This is a genomic window from Mesorhizobium yinganensis, from assembly GCF_040081985.1.
Classification (GTDB): domain Bacteria; phylum Pseudomonadota; class Alphaproteobacteria; order Rhizobiales; family Rhizobiaceae; genus Kumtagia; species Kumtagia yinganensis.
This window is the reverse complement of sequence record NZ_JBEBMH010000054.1, coordinates 1-20,515: the sequence shown is the minus strand read 5'-3', so window position 1 is coordinate 20,515 and position 20,515 is coordinate 1. Positions and strand designations below refer to the sequence as shown.

Below are 20,515 nucleotides of genomic sequence, written 5' to 3'. Positions count from 1 at the left end.
GGTTCTGTCGCAAACGGAATTGCAATCCGTGTCCAGCATGAAGTCCCTCTGATTTTCAGGGGACCTTGTTATGTTCAAAGGCCGTCACTTCGACCAATCAGTCATCCTGGTGTGCGTCCGCTGGTACCTGGCGTACAATCTCAGCCTGCGCGATCTGGAGGAGATGTTGGCTGAGCGCGGTATCAGCGTCGATCATTCGACGATCCACCGCTGGGTCGTGCATTTCTCGCCGCTGCTGCTCGAGCGCTTCAACCGGCGAAAGCGTGCCGTCACCGGCAAGTGGCACATCGATGAGACCTATATCAAGGTCCGTGGCCGCTGGATGTTTCTTTATCGCGCTATCGACAGCGTCGGCGACACGGTCGAGTTCTTCTTCAGCGAGAACCGTGACCTGCAGGCTGCCAAGCGCTTCATCCGCAAGGCCCTGAAGCGCCATGGACGTCCGGAACGCATCGTCATTGATGGCAGCCAGACGAACTGCGAGGCAATCATTGCCTGCGATGGCGAGAACAGGCTGCGGGATCAATCGCGACGATCGCTGAAGCCGATCCGCATCCGGCAAAGCCAATACCTGAACAACCGGATTGAGCAAGACCACCGGCGAATCAAGCGCCGGATCCGGTCCATGCTCGGCTTCAAATCGACCACCTGCGCAGCGATTATCCTGTACGGCATTGAAATGGTTCACATGATGCGGAAACGGCAGGCGAGATACGCGCACAATCCAGCACCGTCACTTGTCGAACAGTTCAAAATGCTGGCCGCGTGAAAATTTGAGCAGGCAGCCTTTCCTCATCTCAGCTTCGAGTTTGCGACAGAACCAAACGAAACGCTGTCATTGCCCGCATCGACTTGAAGCACACCATGCGCATCGCTCGTGCTGAAGAAAGGGAAGGTGAGAATTCTCAGCACGGTTGTTGAGCCCTTTGTGCGAGCTACGCACGACGGCCGGAATCAACCCAGCCGTAGCGGTGATGGTCGGCGGATCCATCGCCAATATCAGCCTGCACATCTATACCCTGCAACGACGGACCGTTGAGCCTACTTTGATTGAAATTCCGATAATTGCGGCCGCATAACCGGTTGGCCTTGCAGTAGGCGACAACATAGCAAAGTACCCATCCGGTGAAGTCTTCGCCGGAGGCGTACATAGCAAACGATAAACTGAGAAGATTTGAGTGCGCTACCATCCGAACCGGGTTTCGGGCATCAACCGGTTAAGCGACGCCACCTATTCTAACAAAATCGATGAATGCCCGTAGTGGGGCGGGGACCAGGCGTCGTCCAGGATAGTAGAGAAAGGGGCCTACGAAACGCTCCCACCATGGTTCCAGGACGGGCTCTAGAGCGCCTCTCTCAATATGCGGCCGCAGCCAATCCTCAAACAGGGCTACGATTCCGAGACCTGCAATCGCTGCCTCAACAGCGAGGTCGCTTGCTCCGCCTGTCGTCACAATCAGCGGCCCGATCGGGTCGATCCGTACCTCCTCCCCATTGCGTTCAAAATCCCAAGGCGGCGTCACGCCACTTGGAAAGCGATGGCGCAAACAGGCGTGGCCGAGCAATTCACGCGGGTGCTTGGGTCGGCCGTGCTGGTCGAGGTAGGCTGGGGAAGCAGCCACGGCAAAGCGCTGCTGACGCGGTCCGATCGGCACCGCGATCATGTCCTGCTCTAGCCGCTCTTCATAGCGGATCCCCGCGTCGCATCCGGAAGCCAACACGTCGACGAAACGATCCTCAGCGATCACCTCAAGATGGATATCTGGATAAGCGGACAGGAAGCCCGGCACGATCGCCGGCAGTACCAACCGAGCCGCGGCGGTCGGAACATTGAGCCTCAGAGTGCCCGCCGGCGTGTCGCGAAAGCCGTTGACCGCGTCTATCGCCGCCCCAACCTCGCTCAAGGCCGGGCTGAGACGCTCGAGCAGGCGCTGTCCCGCCTCTGTGGCAGCGACGCTGCGCGTTGTTCGGTTCAGCAGCCTTACGCCAAGTTGCGCCTCTAGCCGACTCACCGCTTCGCTGAGGCCTGACGCGCTGGTGCCGCTTGCCCTAGCACCGTTGCGGAAGCCCTTGGCGCGCGCCACCTCCACAAATGCGTTCAAGTCACCGAGGTCGACTTTCACTGTTCACTCCAACGAACACCCCGTTCGGATTGTGTCCCATTATCATGCAAATGGGTAGTGGTTAACATTTCAGCGTCTCGAAGGAGTGTGTCATGTCCAGTATCGATAAATCGGGTACATTTAACCTCGGCGACCGCTGTGTGAGGCGACTCGGCTATGGCGCAATGCAGCTTGCAGGCCCGGGTGTGTTCGGACCGCCCAGGGATCGTGCTGCAGCACAGGCCGTCGTGCGCGAAGCGGTGGCTGCCGGAGTAAACCACATCGACACCAGCGACTTCTACGGCCCGCATGTCACCAATCAACTGATCCGTGAGGCGCTCGCGCCATATGCCGAGGATTTGGTAATCGTCACGAAGATCGGCGCCCGGCGCGGTGAGGACAAATCCTGGTTCCCGGCCTCCTCGAAAGAGGAACTGACCCAAGCCGTCCACGACAATCTGCGCAACCTTGGCCTTGACGTATTGGACGTGGTGAACCTCCGCGTCATGTTCAACGAACACGGTCCTGCTGAAGGCTCAATAGAGGCGCCGCTTACAGCCTTGGCCGAGCTTCAGCGACAGGGGCTCGTGTGCCATATCGGGCTGAGCAACGTCACGCCGGCGCAGGTCGCGGAAGCACGTCGGACCTGCAACATCGTTTGCGTCCAAAACCACTACAATCTCCTTCATCGCACTGATGACGCCCTGATAGGCGAGCTTGCGCGCGATGGCATTGCTTATGTCCCCTTCTTCCCTCTTGGCGGGTTCACACCCTTGCATTCGTCCCGCTTATCCTATGTTGCCCAGCGCCTCGATGCGACGCCGATGCAAGTCGCGCTCGCATGGCTGCTGCATCGTGCGCCCAACATCCTCGTGATCCCCGGCACATCGTCCATCGCGCATCTGCGTGAGAATATCGCCTCTGCCGAAATCGATTTGTCGGATGAAACGCTCAAGGAACTGGCCGCTATTTAGAGGCTGCTGTGACCCCTTTGATGTTCACCGGATGAGGCTAGAGTCCGGACCGAAAGAAGGACCGGACAATGAAGCGATCGGGGTTTTCAGAGGAATAAATCATCTCTGAGTGAGCAGGAGCCGGAAGTTCCTACGGCCGACGTCAGCCGCAACCATGGGATCAGCGTCAGCCGCAACCACGGGATCAGCAGCGGTGGGTCGATCATCCCGCCACGCCGCCATCGCAATGTACCAGCATCACCTGCAAGGACCTCTGGGCATCGAGGCCTTATTTGCCACACTCAAACAGTGGCGACACATCGCACCCGCTACGACGAGCGTTCCGAAACCTTTCTCGGCTTCGTCGCTTCGTCAGGCTGGCGAGGTCCTGGACCAAATGATCAATTCTCCACTACCTCCTCGACCTTTCGTTCGGCCTCCATAGCCTTGGGTTGATTGTACCTTGATGTTTATGGTCGTTCTCCTGTGAGTCGCTCGACGGAAAATTCGAACGGCCGCGCGCGTGGCCGACTTAGTTCGCCGATAATACTGAAATGCGAGTGTCCAGCCGCTTCTTCGCTGATAACGGAACGTCCGGCTTTTTCTAGAGCATAGGCGTAGGACAACATCTGTTCCTTAAAACCATTCGGCTCAGCATCTCCCACCGCCAAGAGAAGCGGCGTGCTCTGCGATGGCAAACAATGGATTGGGCTGCAGCTCCTGATGATCTCTTGGTCGAGTGGAAGCCATTCCTCCACAAATGTTCCGGCCAGCAGACCCAGGTCGTAAATCCCACTAAGCGAGACTATCCCAACGACCGAGCTCGCCGGCAAACCAGCCGCCGCAAGACTATCCTCCGCGCCGACCATCGTCGCGAGGTGTCCACCTGCTGAGTTTCCTGCAAGGAGAATTCTCGACGGATTCAAACCAAAGCGAGATGCATTCCGATGAAGCCAGGATATTGCATTGCGAGCACTCTCGAAGATCGTCGAGATTGAATGCTCGGGTGCCAATGGATAGCCAATCGAGGCAAAGCCAAAACCGCGTTTCAGGTACTCTGCCGCGAGGAAGGCACGGGAGATCCGGTTGTTGGCCTTCCACCAACCGCCGTGGAAGAACGCCACGAACGGGGCCCTCCCCTCCTCGGATGGAGCGAAAATGTCGATGCATTCGTCTGCCAGGGTCCCGTACTTCAGTCCAAGTCGAGCATTGTGCATCCCGCGAACAGTGACGCTGCGATCGATGTACCGCGCTAAAGCGTTGGTATCAGACTCTCGGCTCGCATCTAATGAATAGGCCGATTTCCCGTTCACCATCCTTTACCCTTCCTCCTCGATCGAAGCTCAAATTCGCCTGGGAACGAACTTTTGGATTGCCTGCAATATTGGATGCAGGGAGTCTGGTAATGCCGCACCTAGAACAGACGTCCTCAAACGCTGATAAGGCTCTCAACTGTGTCTCGTTCGGTCTGCAACCGCGTGGAACACCCACTCCACACCACGCGTCCCTTCTGTATGACGTAGTGCCGATCGGCGAGAAGACGCAGCTTGTCGATGTGCTTGTCGACCACGAGGATCGCCTGGCCTTCACCCTTCAAAATGTGGAGGCACCGCCAGATCTCGTTGCGGACGATCGGCGCCAAGCCCTCGGTCGCCTCATCGAGGATCAAAAGCTTCGGGTTGGTGAGCAACGCACGTCCCATTGCCAACATTTGCTGTTCACCGCCCGATAACTGTGTGCCCATATTGCTGCGGCGCTCATGGAGACGTGGAAATAGCTCCAGAACGCGCCGGATACTCCACTTGCCTGACCGCGCCGTTGCAATTAGGTTCTCTTCGACTGTTAAGTTCGGAAAGATCCGTCGCCCCTCTGGAACCAGACCGATACCAAGTGCGGCAACGCGATGTGCGGGCCAATTTGTGACATCGCGACCGTCAAACCGAACGTGACCACCGGATTTCGATATCAGGCCTAGAATGGACATTATGGTTGTCGTTTTACCCATGCCGTTGCGACCCATCAGTGTCACGGCCTCGCCCTTCGCGACGGTAAGCGTGATACCGTCAAGAACCCGGCTATGGCCATACGCAGCCGTCAATTCCTCAACCTCAAGCATGCTCTTCCTCCTCGTGGCCGAGGTAAGCCTTGCGGACATCTGGATGCCCGCGGATCTCGTCAGCCGGGCCGGACGCGATCACTCGGCCGAAGTCGAGAACGGTGATGCGATCGGCCAGCGAAAACACCGCTTCAATGTCATGCTCAATTAGAAGCATCGAGACGCTTCCTTTTAGGTTCTTCAGCAGCGCGATCATCTTGGTCGCCTCATCTGGACCAAGGCCGGCCAACGGCTCGTCAAGGAGCAAGAGGAGTGGATCAAGCGCCAGCGCGACCGCCACTTCAAGCTGCCGCTGCTCGCCGTGCGAAAGCTGTTCCACGACATCGCGACGTCGCTCCAAAAGTCCGATTTGTGCCAGGACAGTTTCGGAGTGCTCGACCGCATCACGCGACGCCGTCGCCCGTCGCCAGAACCCAGTCCAGCCTCCCCGGCGGAGTTGACTAGCAAGCAGGACGTTCTCAAGCACCGAGAGGTTGAGACATAGCGACGTAATCTGAAACGACCGCGCCATTCCGAGCCTGACGCGGGCCGACGTGGAAGCGTGTGTCACGTCCGTGCCGTTGAAGACAATACGCCCGGCATCTGGACGCAGTTGGCCGAAGAGCTGGGAAAGCAACGTCGTCTTTCCAGCGCCGTTGGGGCCAATTATCGCATGGATACTGTCATGGCTGACCTGCAACGAGACACCATCAGTGGCGGACAATCCGCCGAAACTCTTCTGTAAGCATTCCACAAATAACAGTGGTTCAGTCATGACGCTTCTCGCTTGAAACGAGACCCGCAAGACCGCGAGGCATGAAAAGAGCCACAAGGAGCACCATCACGCCGACAATGATAGGCCAATGAGGAGACATGCCCGATGCCAACTCCTCCACGATCAAGAGGAGAGCAGTTCCAAACAGAGGGCCAAGGCCAATACCGAGCCCTCCGAGGACAACCATGATCACCAGGTCCGCTGACCGCGTCCAATGCAAGTCGATGGGGCTTACGAACTCCGCATTGTTTGCGAGAAGGAAACCAGCCATACCCGCCATTACCCCAGAAATGATGAATGCAACCAACCGGACGCGCATTGGGTCATAGCCGAGTGCGCAGACCCGAGCTTCGTTCATTCGCGATGCCTGAAGAACCAGACCGAAACGCGACCGCGTGAGCCTTTCGACGACGAGCACAGAGACGCAGAAGAATATCGCTGCAGCCGCGTACATCACAAATCGGCCCTGCAGCGCGAACCCTGCAAAGGTGCTCGGTTGAAAGATCGTCATCCCCTCGTCACCGCCATATTGGTAAGCACCAATGGCAGCCAGATAAAGGATTTGACCGAAAGCCAAGGTAATCATCAAAAAGTACATGCCCCGTGTACGGAGACTAATCACCCCGATGATCGCTGCAGCTCCTGCCGAAAGAACCAGGATGGCGCAAAGCTGCACGAAGCCATCGGCCATCCAGGCAATTTCATCGTTGTAGGCGTGATAGCCGCCGATGCCAACGACGTAGGCGCCAAGACCGAGGAAGGTTGAATGGCAGAGGCTGAGCAGACCACCATATCCTAGAATGAGGTTAAGGCTCACTGCCGCTGCGGCTAGAATTAGGATACGCGTCGCGAAAGTGAGAGCGAAAATCGCATCAAAGGCGAAGGCAATCGCAGGAATGACAGCAAGCGTCAGCACCAGAACAATGCCCGCAAGACGGTTCTCGACTCGGTTCATGACGCCCTCGCCCTGAACAGTCCCTCAGGGCAAACAGCGAGGACGGTCGCCATCAGGATGTAGATCATCATACCGGATAGCGAAGGCCCGACGCTCGACGCGGCGGTGCTGCCAAAGATCAGCGAAATCAGGGATGTTGCGTATGAGCGTCCCAAGGTGTCAATGAATCCTACCAAGAGCGCAGCCCAGAAGGCGCCGCGGATTGAACCTATGCCGCCAATCACGATTACCACGAAACCAAGGATGAGCACCGGCTCACCCATGCCAACCGAGGCGGACATGATTGGGGCGGAAAGACTTCCAGCGAGCCCGGCGAGAGCCGCGCCCAGGCCGAAGACGAATGTGAAGAGTAGGCCAATGTTGACGCCGAGGCCGCGAACCATTTCCCGGTCGCTGGCCCCTGCCCGGATTAACATGCCAACTCTGGTACGAGCAATCAGCACATAGAGGAAGGCAGCGACAGCCAAGCCAAACACAATAAACACGAACCTGAACAATGGATATGTGAGGCCTGGAAGAAGTTCGATCGAAAGATTGAGCTCTGGTGGCAAGACCACAGTCAGACCCTGCGAACCCCACAAAACTCGAACCACCTCATTGAAGATCAGAATGAAGCCGAATGTCGCAAGAACCTGATCCAGGTGTGGGCGCCGATAGAACCTGGACAACGCGAGCACCTCCACGAGCGCGCCGATGATCGCAGTGGCTGCAACCGCAACAGCTACCGCCAGATAGTAGTTTCCGGTGGCCGAGGCGAACCAGGCGGCCACAAAAGCACCCAGCATGAATAGCGACCCTTGCGCGAGATTCACAAAGTTCATGATGCCAACGACCAAGGTCAGACCGGCAGTGATCAGAAACAACATGATCCCGAACTGTAAGCCGTTCAGACACTGCTCTAGGAACAGCAAAAATGTCGCTTGAGACATTATAGAATTTCCAAGGAAACGAGGGCCAAAAAACGCGACTTTCGAACTCGCTCTCAGTCCGTTCCTTTATTTCATCTGACAATCGTTCACGTAAGTGTCCGAATTTTCCGTCGCAGCCACGGACAGGGTTTTGGTAGTGAACGTGCCATCATCGGCCGGCACCACCTGTAGGAGGTAGAAGTCTTGGATCGGGAAATGATTGGTCCCGAAACGGAATTTGCCGCGCACGGACTGGAAATTTGCAGCTTCCAGCGCCTCGCGGAGCTTGTCCTTGTCGCTCATCTCACCATCGACGCCACGGACGGCGCTGTCGATCAGCATGATCGCGTCATATGCGGAGGCGGCAAAATTCGAAGGCTCACGACCATGTTTTTTCTTGAACGCGTCCACGAAACGACGATTGGCCTCGTTATCGAGGTCGACCGACCAAAACATAGTGAGCAGAGAACCGTCCGCTAGGGCACCCAGCTGCGGAAGTGTAAGACCATCAAAGGTGTAGTTGGAGTAGAGCGGGATTTTTCCCTTGAGGCCCGCCTGCTGAAACTGCGAAACAAACTGCAGGGCGTGCGCTGGAGGATAGAACACATAGGCTGCATCCGGCGCCGCGCTCTTGATCTTTGCAATCTCGCTTGAGAAATCAAGCTGATCCGGCCATTTGGTGTAGTCCTGGCCGATGACCTCGCCATTGAAGTGGCTGAGAAGGCCACCAACCATTTCCTTGCCGGCTACGTAGTTCGGAGCCATCGTATACAGGCGTTTCACACCCTTTCGATTCAGCTCATCGCCCATGACGCGAGGCGCCTGCTCGGTCTGATCACGTATGGCAAAGAACCAGGGATTGCAATGCTTCCCCGCCAGTACACCCGGACCGGCGTTGGTACTGAGAAGGAAGGTTTGGTTGTCGACGGCAGCTTTGTACGCGGCGAGCAGAACGTTGCTATAGTTGTAGCCGACGAGAAAATCGACGCGATCCTGGAGGATCAATTTCTCGGTCTTCTGCTTCCCGAGCGCCGGGTTAAGCGCATCGTCTTCAACAAACAGCGTTACCGGGATACCGCCTATTTTCGAGCCGAGTTGCTCAATGGCAAGTTCAATACCTTCCTTCGTCGCTTCCCCACCAGCCGCTGCGGACGTGGTCAATGTGGTTACGAGACCTAGTCTGATCTCCGTTGGCGGAGCCGCAACTGCAGATGAAATCATCAACGCGCCAAGTGCGCTTCCCAGACATGTCAATAACGTCTTCTTGATCATAGCTCTTCTTCCCTCGCTTAAGCGGTGGTTCATTTCGGTGTGAGTTCCCGACTATCTGCTAGTGGCCGTCGTTCGCCCCGTAGGGCTGCTCTCGCAGCATGCTGAACGCTTCCAGAACAGGTCTGATCAGACCTCGCCCTTGCTCGGCTGAAAGACGCTTGCGTGCAAGAAATCAAACCGAGGAAAGTCCCGGGCGTCCTGCCATATGAGTCATCCTGCGTTTTATTTGCGGGTTCATGCCAAGCGTAGACCGAAGTAAGGAGAAGATCGTTCTCCTTGGTCAGCTGCTTACCTCGGAACTTTGTGTTGATCAGGCCGCCCTGGCTGCGCGCAAACCATCAAGGATCGGCTCACGAGCAACGAACGCGGATCGGTCAATCCATCGAGTAGTGTTCACTATCGATAGACTCTTGGATTCAGTCGGCGCTTGACAACTCCCAATGCCGATAGGATGGTTCATCCGTCGGCGCGATCTCAGTCGCAAGCAGGACATAGCAGCCAGGACAAAATGCTTGCCGCAGACCGATCGGCCGCTCGGTGAAATGGGACGCCGGGGCGCGCACCCCGGGCCCCGCATCCTGGGAGGGCCGCTCACGCCGGATGGCGTTGGCCAACGGATTTCCGACGCTCGTTCCCAATTGATGGCCGCAGTGGCTGCAGACGATGTTTCCGTCCGATTGCAGCCGAACATTGTCGTCAATCTTCATGGCTCTCACTCCGCTGCCTGGTCCGGGACGGGTTCGCCGACACGCTCGCATCGGATCTGAGTGCGACGACGACGTGTCGCCAACTCGTCCGTGCTGCCATCGGCGTTCAGCAGCACGCCGTAGATATCATTGGCCGCCCGCGTGGAGACCTTGCGGGCCCCCACGTCGCGGGCGACGAGGACCGGATCTCGAAGAAGCGGGTCACCATATCCCCCACCTCCCTGCCAATGGGTATAATAGACGTCCCGCTCCCCGAGGTGGGTTTCTAGATGCGCCTCCAAAATGTCGGCGACGCCACCAACTTCTTCCAACGATGAGGGGATACGGCCGGCTGCGAAAAGCTCCGCAATGCTCGCGTTGCGCTTGAGAACATCGTACTGGGTGCCGGCGGGGTAACCGCCGCTAACACCTGTCGCCTGAGGCAGCGCCTTACCGGTCGCAGAGACCACGAGATGAACACCGCCAATCGGAGAATCGTGCGGGATGAAGCAGCTCGATCCGCCCATGCCCCCACGGAATCGACCCGGCCCACCGGAATCCATCTCCTCCCGCCGCCATAGGTAAAGCATGGGGAAGCTGAATTCATTGATTTCAACGTCGGCGACACGTCCCATCGGGATACAATTTAGCCCTCCAGTATCGACCCCGTCCTGATCGACACGCGCACCCAGACCGCCGGCCATGGAATCGCAGATCATGGTGACGAAGGGATTGCCACGCTGGTCGAGCCCGGCGAGGACTGCGAGATCCCAGGTCCCGCAGCACACGCACATTAGCGACTTTCGATGATCGGGATGAACATCGAGCATTCCGGCAACGCATTCCGAAACCACGTTCTGAGTCGCCCAGGCAGATGCGACCGAAGCCTTGCCGATGCCGGCTGGGAAGTTGCAGTTGTTGATCGTGCCTGGCTCGCTGACGATGTCGAGGCACCGATATAGGCCGCCAGGCGACCACGGGATATCGCCACATAACATCGTCAGCACGATCGGCATGATGCCACCGCGCAAGCCCGCGAAGGTGCAGTTGGCGAAACCTTCCGTTTCCTTATCCGTGCCGGTGAAGTCGAACTTCAAACTGTCACCGCTCTTCGTCATGGTGAGGAGAATCTTGTAGACGTTGCGGTCGCTGTGGCGGAAGGAGTCCTGATGGGCGACCCCGCTCCACACGCCGTCCGGGAGCGATTGCAGCTTGGCGCGAAGTCTTGCCTCGGCATCGTTCATCATCCGCTTCATGACCGCTTTAACAGTTTGCGCACTGTATTTTGCGATCAGGGCGGTCAGGCGCTCTTGGGCGATGTTGTTGGCGCCGATCTTGGCGCGAAGGTCCAGCGCGATGAGACGCGGCACCCGGGAGCGGCGAAGATACATGTCTTCGATATCTGACCGGATGCTGCCAGCTTCGACGATCTTGACGGGCGGGATCGGAGTCGACTCCCAGAAGACGTCGCGCCCTTCGACCGACCAACTTCCCGGCGAAACGCCTCCGAGATCGACCTGATGGCACACGACCGCGGTCCAGGCGAAGACCTCGCCCTCGTGAACGAGCGGCGCAAAGAGCGTCACGTCATTCTGATGCAGCCCGCCGCCGACCCAGGGATCATTGCACAAAAACATATCGCCGGCCTGGAAGCCGGCCTGCCTCGAGCGGTTCTCCAGCGTCCACTTCACGGCCATGTCTACCGAGGCGGCGAGCTGCGTATTATAGAGCCCCACGACGACGGAGTCTCCGCATTCATCGAGGATGGTCGCGCCGAAGTCGTTGCAGTCCGTCACCACAACAGACCCTGACATGCGCTTCAGTCCGTCACCCATCTCACCGGCTATCGCGGCGAGGCGGTGGCGGATAACCTCATAGGTCAGCGGATCGATTGCATCGATGTCCCCGTCGGACACGGTGTGCAACCTGGCCCCTGAGGCGAGCTTCCTCGTATGCTCAGCAGGTTTCGGCTGATATGCAAAACGCTCCGATCCTGCGATTTGAATAAGTGGCATGTCTTCCTCCCTCAGGCACAATTCGCGACGCGAATGATGAGGTTGCCATAAGTATCCACGACGCCGGCGAAGCCTTCCGGCAGGGCGACGGTGGTAGTCGGCGTTTCGATCACGGCGGGTCCGGACAACTTCGACCCGGAGCCCAAAGCGCGATAGTCGTAGATCGCCGTGTCCTGCCATCCTTTGCGGGTATCGAGGAAAACCTTCCGGGTAGACGACGGAACCGGATTAGCAACCGCGCGCTCATGCGCGGCGAGGTCGGGCCGGATTGGCAAGATGCCGACGGCCCGTACTCTGTAGGTGATAATCTGGAGGCCCGCGTCGCTGAACCCCGCGCCCTTGCCGTAGATGCGCTCGTAGAGCTGTTCGAAGCTAGCGCCGATGCCAGCAATCTCGGCTTCACCGAGAGTACCCTCAGGGACAGGAGTCGTCACTTCTGCCATCTGCATCGTGTAACGCAGCTCTGCTTCCCGCTCGAAGATCACGCTGGAGAGGCGCAGCTTTTGCTTGATCAGGCGCTCGGCGAGTTCAGCTTCAAGCTTCTCGAAGTTGCCGTTGAGCGTGCCCGGATCGACGGGGAAGTTGTTTGGATCGGACATCTCGGCGGTTAGCACGATATCCGAGGACGCAAGTCCGTAAGCCGAAAACACGGCGGCGGTCGAGCCTAACGGCACAACCACTTCGGACACCCCGAGATCGGCAGAATAGTTGACGGCATGCACCGGACCGGCTCCGCCGAAGGAATACAGCACGAAGTCCCGAGGGTCGTGTCCGCCATTGACGACGACGCTGCGTACAAGGTCGGCTGTCTGGGCATTCTGGATGGCATAGATCGCGGCCGCTCCCTGTTCCACTGTCAGGCCGAGCGGCTCGGAGATTTTCGTGCGGATCGCTTCAGCCGCGAGTTCCTTCGACAGCTTCTTGCGACCGCCGAGGAAGTTGTCGGCATTAATGATGCCGAGGACGAGGTCAGCATCGGTGACGGTCGGCTCGTGACCGCCTTCGCCATAGCAAACCGGACCAGGACGCGCGCCGGCGCTCCGGGGTCCGACCCGCAGATTGCCTCCCCCATCGATCCAGGCGATAGCGCCACCGCCGGCACCGATGGTGCGAACGTCAACCATCGCCGTATTGATCTGATGCTGATGCAGTACGGTGGTCGTCGTGGTGCTCGGTTTGCCGTCGCGCACCAGCCCCGCGAGGAACGTGGTTCCACCCATGTCAGTGGAAATGATGTTCTTATGCCCGAGGCGTTCGGCCAGACGCAGGCAGCCGACAACGCCGCCGGTGAGAACCGAGCCCAGTGTACCGACGGCATGTTTCGGCGCATCGGCAGCCTGTACGCATCCACCGGATCCCTGCATGATCAACAAAGAGCCGTTGAATTTCTTTGCACGCAATTCTTCTTCGAGCGGCGCTAGATATCCCTTCAACACTGGCCCGATCTGCGTGTTGATGATGGTCGTAGCGCTGCGGGTATACTCCCGTATGCGCGGGCTCGTCTCATGGGATAGGGCGACATAGAGTTCGGGCGCTTCTTCCTGGACGATTTCACTAATGCGCCGCTCATGAACCGGATTGCGAAATGCCCAGAGCAAGGACACAGCAATTGCCCGAACACCCCTATCGCGGAGCTTTCTCACCGCGGCGCGTACGCCTTGTTCATCGAGGGGAACGATGACCGCTCCCTTATGGTCGATACGCTCGTCGATTTCGATCACGTCCTGATGCGGCACGAGTGGCGCAGGTTTGTTCGTTCGAGAGATATTTTGAACTGCGCTTGGATCCAGGCCGGCGTAACGGCCTTCCAGATTCATGATCCGAATGGAGTCACCATGCCCCCGGGTTGTCAGGAAACCGACACGCGCTACGTCTCCAGTGATGACGGCGTTGAGCGTCGAAGTCGTACCGTGGACAATGTATTCCGTCCTTGACAGCAGCTCTTCCACGCTGCTCCCGATCGCGTTCGCCAGTTCCCCCAACACATTGATGAAACCGCGCGAGAAATCGGGGGGCGTCGAGTGGGCCTTCGCTGACACCAGCATGCCGTCCGTGCCAGCCAGAAATCCGTCGGTGAATGTGCCGCCGGTATCTACGCCGATTGCATAAGTCATAGAACCTCCCATTGCGATGTCTTCTTAATAAGCAAGTGCGCACGCGAGCGTCTCTCGGCCCTCCTGCGACGCCGTGTTGCTCAGCCGGGTCCTCCCGAAGACAACAGACGATAAAGGATGATTTTGTCGTATGTCAATCATTTTATCGATAAAATCAATTTCACGTCTGCTGAGCTTTCCTCCGCTAGTGTTCCGATCCTGGAACCCCTCGGATTTGTTGAGCATCGGCGATAGCGATTGCGCGAAGACAGAAACGCCGGAAGGAAGCGCGGATCGTCAGCCGATTTGATCCAGTGATAGGGTTTTGGAATGACGGTCTCGATCTCGCTTGGAGTCCGCTTGTGAACCGATGGACGCCCCGTGGCTTGCCATGAGATCGGCAAAGAAGCACTCGGCCCAATTGCTCCATAAAGGCCAGGTTAGTTGGCGTCAGATGAACTTGCCAGCGTAAACGCATGGCGAGGAAGTCGCCGACTGCTTAACCTTGTCGGTGGAGTAATTGTCCATCACAAGATGCAGCTCAAGGATATCGGGCACCTGCGCGATGCGGCTTGCGTCTCAGATGCGACGGATGGCGGAGGAGACATAGCCTGTGGCCCGCACCATAACCTGCAGCGATCGATGGGGCGCGTCCCGGCTCGTCGTAAAGACCTTCGACGCCATGTCGAGCAAATCGTAGCCGCCGCAGCATGCCCACCGTCTCGGTATCGGCGCCCAGCCGAGCTCAAATCTGTTTGTCTTGCAAACCGGCAGCAGAACAAGCGATCTGGGCGCGGCGGGCCGGCCCCTGCTTCGTACGCCGCCGCTTCGCCAAGTCCTCCAGTTCCTGCCGCACGACCCACGTTAACAAAATCGAAACCGCACGCTCGCCAAGGGCGCTTCTGCCTCCTCTCTCATCTAGCAGGCTGTTGAAATTCCGTTTTGTTCACGGAACGTATCGGAATCGGAGCGTGATCAGAACAGAATCAATCGAGGAACATCCGCTCCTTTTTCATCAGCCTGCTAAGCGCACTCCGACCCGTTGGGGACCTGGGCAATCCCGTGGGTTCATGCACGATGACGGTTACCCGTTCTTGGCGTTCCGGTCACTGCCCCATTCGGTCCGGCAGAAAGGTGACGATGGGCGGGAAGAGCGCCACGATCAGAATGCCGAGACAAATGATCCAAACAAACGGCCAGGCAGCTTTGTAAAGATCAGACATGGATGTGTTCGGCAGCGCGCTCTTCATCGCAAAGAGCGTATAGCCGAAAGGTGGACAAATGCCGCCAACGGTCGCGACAATGAGCAGCATGGTGAAGAACCAGATCTCATGGATCTGATAGATTGCCAGGATTGGCTTGTAGATCGGCACTAGAACCAGAAGCAGCGCCACCTGATCTAGAAACAGGAAGATATGCAGCAAGAAGGGCAGCGCCAACATGATGAGGATCATCACAGCTACCGGCAAGCTCATCGCGGTGATGAGTTCTCCAAACATCTGCGGCGCACCGGCAAAGGTGAGCAACTGACTGAAAATAACTGCGCAACACATGATCAGCAGGATCAAGGATGAGACGGTGACGCCGGTGTAGAGCGATTCCCGCAGCATTGGGAGCGAGAGGCCCCCGTAAAAGTAAGCGAGAATGAATGCACCGAAGACGCCGGTCGCAGCCGCCTCCGTCGGTGTGGCTATTCCCAGCATGACCAGCCCCATCACGAGGAAGAAGATGAAACAGGCGGGAATCATCTGAAGGATAGCAACAAGGACACTGCCCTTTGTCTCTTTCGCATCTTGGGACACATCCGGCGCAAGCGCCGGATTGCGCCAAACACGCCCCATCACATAGATCAGAAAAAGCGCGGTCAGGAGAATGCCGGGGCCGGCCCCGGCGATCAACAGCTTGCCGGTCGAAACCTGGGCGATAGTCGCCAGGATGACAGCGAGCACGCTGGGCGGAATGATCGGATCGAGGCTCGCTCCCCCCAGGATTGTGCCGGCCGACAGCTTTGGGTCATAACCACGCTTGATCATCGCAGGATAAAGCGAACGCCCGAGGAGACCGGCGACAGCCATAGCCGCGCCAGATAACGCGCCGAGGATGGCCGATAGCAGGATGCACAGGATGTATTGTCGGCCCCGCACACGGCCGATGAGCCGATCGAGCGAACTGAAGAGATGCTCCATCGCTCCGGACCGGAACAGCAGTTCACCCATCACGATGAAAAGTGGCACGGCAGCAAGCGTATCGGTGTTGGCGGTCGTAAAGATACTGTTCGCGAACAGCCCGAAACCAGACGGCCCGAAGAAAAACAGTACTCCGGTCACGTTAACAACGAGAAACGCGACAAAGATAGGTGCGCCCGCAAGCAGCAAGCCAACCAATAGCATAACGGCAATGATGAGGGTGACGATGAGAGTCATTTTGCTACCGGTTCCTGGCTCGCAGACTCTGAGGAAGGCTGCGGCAAATCGCCGAAGGCCTGACGAAAGAAATAAAGGCCGGCACTCAGCAGCCCGTATGAAATCACGATGAAGAGCCACCACTTTGGAATGGGAAGATAGGTGTTTGTCCAGACGTCCATACTGTACTCGCTTAACATCTGTGCACCGGTAATCAACGCACCGACGAAACACGCAAATCCGGAAACGAGCCTGGTGGCGGTGAGCAGCAAAGCGCCGACCTTCGGCGACACCAGTTGATCGTGAAGGTCGATGGAAACATGCGCGCCCTGGCGCGCGAGGTCGGGCAAAGCCAAAAATATGCTGGCGCACAAACCGTAGGATACCAGCGGGCTGGCCCAAATTGTCGGCGAGTTGAAGAAATAGCGCGAGACAACCTCGAAGCAGTAGGAGATGGTCATGACCATCAGAACAACAGCCGCAATGGCGAAGCCGGCACGACTGAGCCGATCATGGATCGCTGCCAACAACCTCAGAAATTCCATCCGACGAACGTCCTCTTTGTTAAACGAGCAAAAGCCGCAAACCTTCGGCGGCCTCGCTCTTATCATCGTCAGTTGGTCAGACCATTTTTCTTGGCGAACTCCTTGAGATCAGCCACATCCTTGGGGTCTTTCTTCAGGGCCGCGTCCCAAAGACCCTCTTCATAGGCCGCCGACAATTGTTCAGCCTGCGCCGGGGCCATCGTGGTGATCTGGGCACCCTTTTCGATCAAAGCAGCTTCTTCCGTTTTCATAAGTTTTAGCCAATCGGCTTCCCAAGACGCCTCGATCTTCTTCCCCTCTTCCAGAAGTGTGCTCTGCTGGGCCGGGGTCAGCGCCTTCCATGTGTCGAGATTGATGAACAAGGAATGGACAGGCGCACCGAAGACCGGACGCAGCAGATATCTCGCCACTTCGTTCCAGCGGTAGTTGATCACACCGATGACCGGCCAAGCTGCCCCGTCGATAACGCCCTTCTCAAGGGCCGTGTAGATTTCACTTCCGGGCAGAACGACGGGAGAAGCTCCCAGCATCGACAGTACACCGGCATAGGATTGCGTTCCGCGGATTTTGCGACCATTCATATCGTGAGCGGGCGTGACCGGGTCGCGCAGGATGATTTGATAGCCGCTGTTCTCCGGCGGCTTGGCCATGAAAATGACCTTCACATTGAAGCGCTCGTAGTGTTTGTCGACCAGCTCGATCAAGCCGGCTTCTCGCCATTTCCGAACGTCACCCTTCAAGCCGTCGACCGCCATCAAGAATGAGGTGTTGCCGAAATGATAAGCCGAATGAGTAAAGAGTAACTGGAAAACACCGCTACCCACCGGCTGTAGTTGCTCGAAGGAGGGAACGGTCTCCGGTCCGCTTATCTTGAACTTTATGTCACCGTCCGAAGCCGCCTCGACGTTCTTGGTATACTGCTCAAGCAACAGGGGATAGGCCGGATAAGTGTGGTCCCAACTGGATATGACTCGGAGCTCGGCCGCGGTCGCTGTTTCCGTTAACACACCAGCCACGAGTGCGAGGGATGCCAATATTCTTTTGAAACCCACCTTGTTCCTCCTTGTGCTTCAACTTGCCCCCCAAGGCGTCTTGCCCATCCGGGGAGATACGATGGGGGCCAAGCTGCGCCCCCCAACGCAAATAACCGCTAAATCAGTATTTTGCCGTCTGTCAATATCTTTATCGATAAAATCGACGATGACTATGCCTTCTAACCATCACATCGGCAATGTGACTTCCGGATGCGTGGCGATCGCTGCACATATGCGCGGGCCGGGTCCGCCCTCCCCTTCGCAGACATCGATCCTGCTCCGAAGTTCGCGGGCCAAAAGGGTGGATGCCGGCTGGCAACAGCGCCCGTTAAACCGCCCCCTGGAAAACGTCGATAAAGATGGACTTTCTCGTTGATTTTTCGGACGCGCAATGACACACCATAGAAAATGGCTATCGCGAACATGAACAAACTCGAACGACCAATTGGCGACGTTGACGATGAGAGTGAAGGCTCGTCTCAAGCGGTGGCCGCATGGCAGATCCTGCGTGAGGACATATTGTCCGGCGAGCTTGCGCCCCAAACTCGTTTGCGAATCGGGATGCTCAACAGGAAGTACAAGATCGGGCCAAGCCCTCTTAGGGAGGCGCTATCGCGACTGGTCTCGGATAACCTCGTCGTCAGTCTTGACCGGCGCGGCTTCATGGTCGTACCGATTTCTCTTCCGGATTTCCGAGATCTCACGGACATGCGCAAGATGCTTGAAAAGCAGGCCCTTGAACAGTCACTCAAGCATGGGGACGAGAAATGGGAAGCTGCATTGGTGGCGGCGCTTTACAGGCTGGAACGAGTTCAGGAGCGTATCGATCGCGGTGACGTCACAGCTATCAACGAGTGGGAAGGCCTGAACAAGGAGTATCACGATGCCTTGGTCTCTGCCTGCCCCTCCGGTTGGCTTCTAAGGCTGCGCGAGCAGGTTTATGTTTGTGCCGAGCGGTATCGTCGGATTTGCCTTTCCACCAAGAGTGTCGAGCGAAACGTCAAGCAAGAGCACGATCAAATCCGAACTGCGGCGCTTGCGCGCAACATGCAAGTGCTCGGGCCGCTGATTGATCAGCATCTGGAAAGGACCTTTAACAAGGTTGCTAGCAGTGGGAAGCTGTGACAGCAGCCGCCATCGGCTCGTCCGAATTAGCGGCTAGCTGTCGTTTATCCAAGAATGTTGGCGCCTACGGCTTGGTTGCGCCGATGTTTGCCTACGTTCACCAATCGTAAACCGGTCAAGATTGATGCCGTCGACTTACCGCGATTTGAGCTGCTTGGCCGTAGAGACTAGCGAGCAAGTCCATGTGCATGCCGGTCTTTTCGAGCTTGGCTGCCCATTCGTCGAGAGCGTCAAACATCGGTGGCAGCGTCTCTCGACGGAGGTCGGCATAGGCAGCAGCGACTGCCTGTCCTTTCAGGGTTGTCCGATAGCGCGTTTCCTTGCGAGACGAGTTGCCTTCAGTCTCGATGAGGCCCGTTCGTACGAGCTTTCGAGTGGCGTACTGAAGATTGGGAATGTCGACACGGTTGAGCAACTGCCCAATTTCGGAAAGCCGCTTCGGCTCGCTGCCGATGTTAACGACATTGACCAGAGCGACATCGTCACCGGTCAGAGGTACCTCGCAAACTGCGGAAAAACATGCAGCTTTCCAGCGATAATACGCCTGAGTTAGGCGCTCCAACCTAAACTCAAGATCGGACAGCCGCGCTTCGACATCAGAGCGCGCCAAGTGCGACACTCCTGGCCGTGCGGCTAGTGGAGTCTGTTCTCGCTGCCCCGCGGAATGGTCCCTTTCGTTGGTAACGCTGCTTCGGACTGGCTTCAAAGGGATCTCCCCAATTCGCGGTTGCGCAAGACGGCACCTTTGCCGACTCTTTCCATTCATATGATATCGATCTTATAATAAAAACTTCAATGAGGAACGCGTCATTCGCAAAAGGGTTGTCGCAACTTTAGCGGGATGTTTGCCGTTCAATTCTCGAGCCTGGCTAGGCTGTGGATCAATAAGCGCCGCGCAGGCGTTCTGTGTTGCACCGCGGGCTCACAGAAGCCTCCAGATTCCTGAATCGCCAGCGATGTGGTTCTTGAGAGATTGTCGGCGGATCAGGAACACGCCACCGAATGGCAGGTCGCTATGCGTGGCGCGACGATCGATGGGAGAGCATCAAAGATCTCCTGCCAGATCGTGAAAGCGATTTCGGCGGCACCACGAAGATGACCGGCTGTTCGCGGAGGCGGTTTTGTATGCCATCGGGCGGAGATCCGATCCCGAGGCGAGACTTGCCGGGCAGGTTCGGTGACTTCCTGGTCACCCATGCGCGCCGTACGCGTTGGAGCGAAAGCGGGGTCTGGCAGAACGCTTTCGAACTTCTCGCGCCCTACAGTGAAGACACGATGATCGCGCGTGCCCAAGGGCACAGCGCTAAGGAAAAGGGGGCAGGAACGCAAAGCCATTGGGGCGCGAGGACCGGCTGAGCAGTGCTGTGACCCCTTTGATGTCGACCAGATGAGGCTAGAGTCCGGACCGCAAGAAGGACCGGACAATGAAGCGATCGAGGTTTTCAGAAGAACAGATCATCGCGGTGTTGCGCGAGCAGGAGGCGGGAGTTCCCACGGCCGATGTCTGCCGCAAACACGGGATCAGCAGCGCAACTTTCTATGCCTGGAAGGCGAG

19 protein-coding genes and 1 pseudogene are annotated in these 20,515 nt (G+C 57.5%); 5 read left to right on the top strand and 15 right to left on the bottom strand.

Features of this window, described 5'->3' with window-relative positions:
- Positions 1 to 70 precede the first annotated feature (70 nt).
- Entirely contained in the window at positions 71 to 769 is a 699-nt protein-coding gene (locus tag ABMA59_RS35720) for an IS6 family transposase (RefSeq protein WP_349010102.1), read from the top strand.
- A gap of 102 nt (positions 770 to 871) precedes the next feature.
- Here ABMA59_RS35720 and ABMA59_RS37490 read toward each other — a convergent pair.
- Positions 872 to 970: pseudogene (locus ABMA59_RS37490) on the bottom strand (IS6 family transposase); the annotation flags it as partial.
- 247 nt (positions 971 to 1,217) lie between these two features.
- Positions 1,218 to 2,123 carry a LysR family transcriptional regulator gene (locus ABMA59_RS35715; RefSeq protein WP_349010101.1) on the bottom strand — a complete coding sequence of 302 codons (906 nt, stop codon included), beginning with the start codon at positions 2,121 to 2,123 and terminating at the stop codon, positions 1,218 to 1,220.
- A gap of 92 nt (positions 2,124 to 2,215) precedes the next feature.
- On the opposite strand from ABMA59_RS35715, the gene ABMA59_RS35710 reads away from it, so the two are divergent.
- Complete coding sequence (locus tag ABMA59_RS35710; RefSeq protein ID WP_349010100.1) at positions 2,216 to 3,076, top strand: aldo/keto reductase family oxidoreductase; 861 nt, start codon at positions 2,216 to 2,218, stop codon at positions 3,074 to 3,076.
- Between the two features lie 449 nt (positions 3,077 to 3,525).
- Here the strand turns inward: ABMA59_RS35710 and ABMA59_RS35705 are convergent, their stop codons facing one another.
- From ABMA59_RS35705 to dctP, 12 genes are all read right to left on the bottom strand, one after another.
- Entirely contained in the window at positions 3,526 to 4,371 is an 846-nt protein-coding gene (locus tag ABMA59_RS35705) for an alpha/beta hydrolase (RefSeq protein WP_349010099.1), read from the bottom strand.
- A 113-nt stretch (positions 4,372 to 4,484) separates the two neighbouring features.
- Positions 4,485 to 5,171 (bottom strand): ABC transporter ATP-binding protein, encoded by a 687-nt coding sequence (locus tag ABMA59_RS35700; protein ID WP_349010098.1) that lies wholly within the window; start codon positions 5,169 to 5,171, stop codon positions 4,485 to 4,487.
- Entirely contained in the window at positions 5,164 to 5,925 is a 762-nt protein-coding gene (locus ABMA59_RS35695; RefSeq protein WP_349010097.1) for an ABC transporter ATP-binding protein, read from the bottom strand. The genes ABMA59_RS35700 and ABMA59_RS35695 overlap by 8 nt, the downstream gene beginning before the upstream one ends.
- Positions 5,918 to 6,880 (bottom strand): branched-chain amino acid ABC transporter permease, encoded by a 963-nt coding sequence (locus ABMA59_RS35690; protein ID WP_349010096.1) that lies wholly within the window; start codon positions 6,878 to 6,880, stop codon positions 5,918 to 5,920. Before ABMA59_RS35690 ends, ABMA59_RS35695 begins: the two co-directional genes overlap by 8 nt.
- Positions 6,877 to 7,809 carry a branched-chain amino acid ABC transporter permease gene (locus ABMA59_RS35685; protein WP_349010095.1) on the bottom strand — a complete coding sequence of 311 codons (933 nt, stop codon included), beginning with the start codon at positions 7,807 to 7,809 and terminating at the stop codon, positions 6,877 to 6,879. Before ABMA59_RS35685 ends, ABMA59_RS35690 begins: the two co-directional genes overlap by 4 nt.
- 66 nt (positions 7,810 to 7,875) lie before the next feature.
- Positions 7,876 to 9,060: an ABC transporter substrate-binding protein gene (locus ABMA59_RS35680; protein ID WP_349010094.1), complete on the bottom strand. Its 1,185-nt coding sequence runs from the start codon at positions 9,058 to 9,060 to the stop codon at positions 7,876 to 7,878.
- A 416-nt stretch (positions 9,061 to 9,476) separates the two neighbouring features.
- Positions 9,477 to 9,767 carry a hypothetical protein gene (locus ABMA59_RS35675; protein ID WP_349010093.1) on the bottom strand — a complete coding sequence of 97 codons (291 nt, stop codon included), beginning with the start codon at positions 9,765 to 9,767 and terminating at the stop codon, positions 9,477 to 9,479.
- Positions 9,768 to 9,772: 5 nt separating this feature from the next.
- The gene (locus ABMA59_RS35670; RefSeq protein ID WP_349010092.1) at positions 9,773 to 11,782 is read right to left on the bottom strand and encodes a hydantoinase B/oxoprolinase family protein; all 2,010 of its coding nucleotides are present in this window, start codon (positions 11,780 to 11,782) and stop codon (positions 9,773 to 9,775) included.
- A complete protein-coding gene (locus ABMA59_RS35665) occupies positions 11,773 to 13,875 on the bottom strand; it encodes a hydantoinase/oxoprolinase family protein (RefSeq protein ID WP_349010091.1) in 2,103 nt (700 codons plus the stop codon). The genes ABMA59_RS35670 and ABMA59_RS35665 overlap by 10 nt, the downstream gene beginning before the upstream one ends.
- Before the next feature lie 1,085 nt (positions 13,876 to 14,960).
- Positions 14,961 to 16,277, bottom strand: a complete 1,317-nt coding sequence (locus ABMA59_RS35660; RefSeq protein WP_349010090.1) for a TRAP transporter large permease — start codon at positions 16,275 to 16,277, stop codon at positions 14,961 to 14,963.
- Positions 16,274 to 16,801: a TRAP transporter small permease gene (locus tag ABMA59_RS35655; RefSeq protein WP_349010089.1), complete on the bottom strand. Its 528-nt coding sequence runs from the start codon at positions 16,799 to 16,801 to the stop codon at positions 16,274 to 16,276. The genes ABMA59_RS35660 and ABMA59_RS35655 overlap by 4 nt, the downstream gene beginning before the upstream one ends.
- Positions 16,802 to 16,869: 68 nt before the next feature.
- Positions 16,870 to 17,853, bottom strand: a complete 984-nt coding sequence (dctP, locus tag ABMA59_RS35650; RefSeq protein ID WP_349010088.1) for a TRAP transporter substrate-binding protein DctP — start codon at positions 17,851 to 17,853, stop codon at positions 16,870 to 16,872.
- A gap of 405 nt (positions 17,854 to 18,258) precedes the next feature.
- Here dctP and ABMA59_RS35645 point away from each other — a divergent pair, with 405 nt between their 5' ends.
- On the top strand, positions 18,259 to 18,960 hold the full coding sequence (locus ABMA59_RS35645) for a GntR family transcriptional regulator (RefSeq protein ID WP_349010087.1): 702 nt from the start codon (positions 18,259 to 18,261) through the stop codon (positions 18,958 to 18,960).
- A gap of 115 nt (positions 18,961 to 19,075) precedes the next feature.
- Here ABMA59_RS35645 and ABMA59_RS35640 read toward each other — a convergent pair whose 3' ends face one another.
- Positions 19,076 to 19,579, bottom strand: a complete 504-nt coding sequence (locus ABMA59_RS35640) for a helix-turn-helix domain-containing protein (RefSeq protein WP_349010103.1) — start codon at positions 19,577 to 19,579, stop codon at positions 19,076 to 19,078.
- A 383-nt stretch (positions 19,580 to 19,962) separates the two neighbouring features.
- Here ABMA59_RS35640 and ABMA59_RS35635 point away from each other — a divergent pair, with 383 nt between their 5' ends.
- Together ABMA59_RS35635 and ABMA59_RS35630 are read left to right on the top strand one after the other, a co-directional pair.
- Positions 19,963 to 20,316 (top strand): hypothetical protein, encoded by a 354-nt coding sequence (locus ABMA59_RS35635; protein ID WP_349010086.1) that lies wholly within the window; start codon positions 19,963 to 19,965, stop codon positions 20,314 to 20,316.
- Positions 20,317 to 20,384: 68 nt separating this feature from the next.
- The coding region (locus ABMA59_RS35630) for a transposase (RefSeq protein WP_349004629.1) at positions 20,385 to 20,515 on the top strand (131 nt) is incomplete at its 3' end.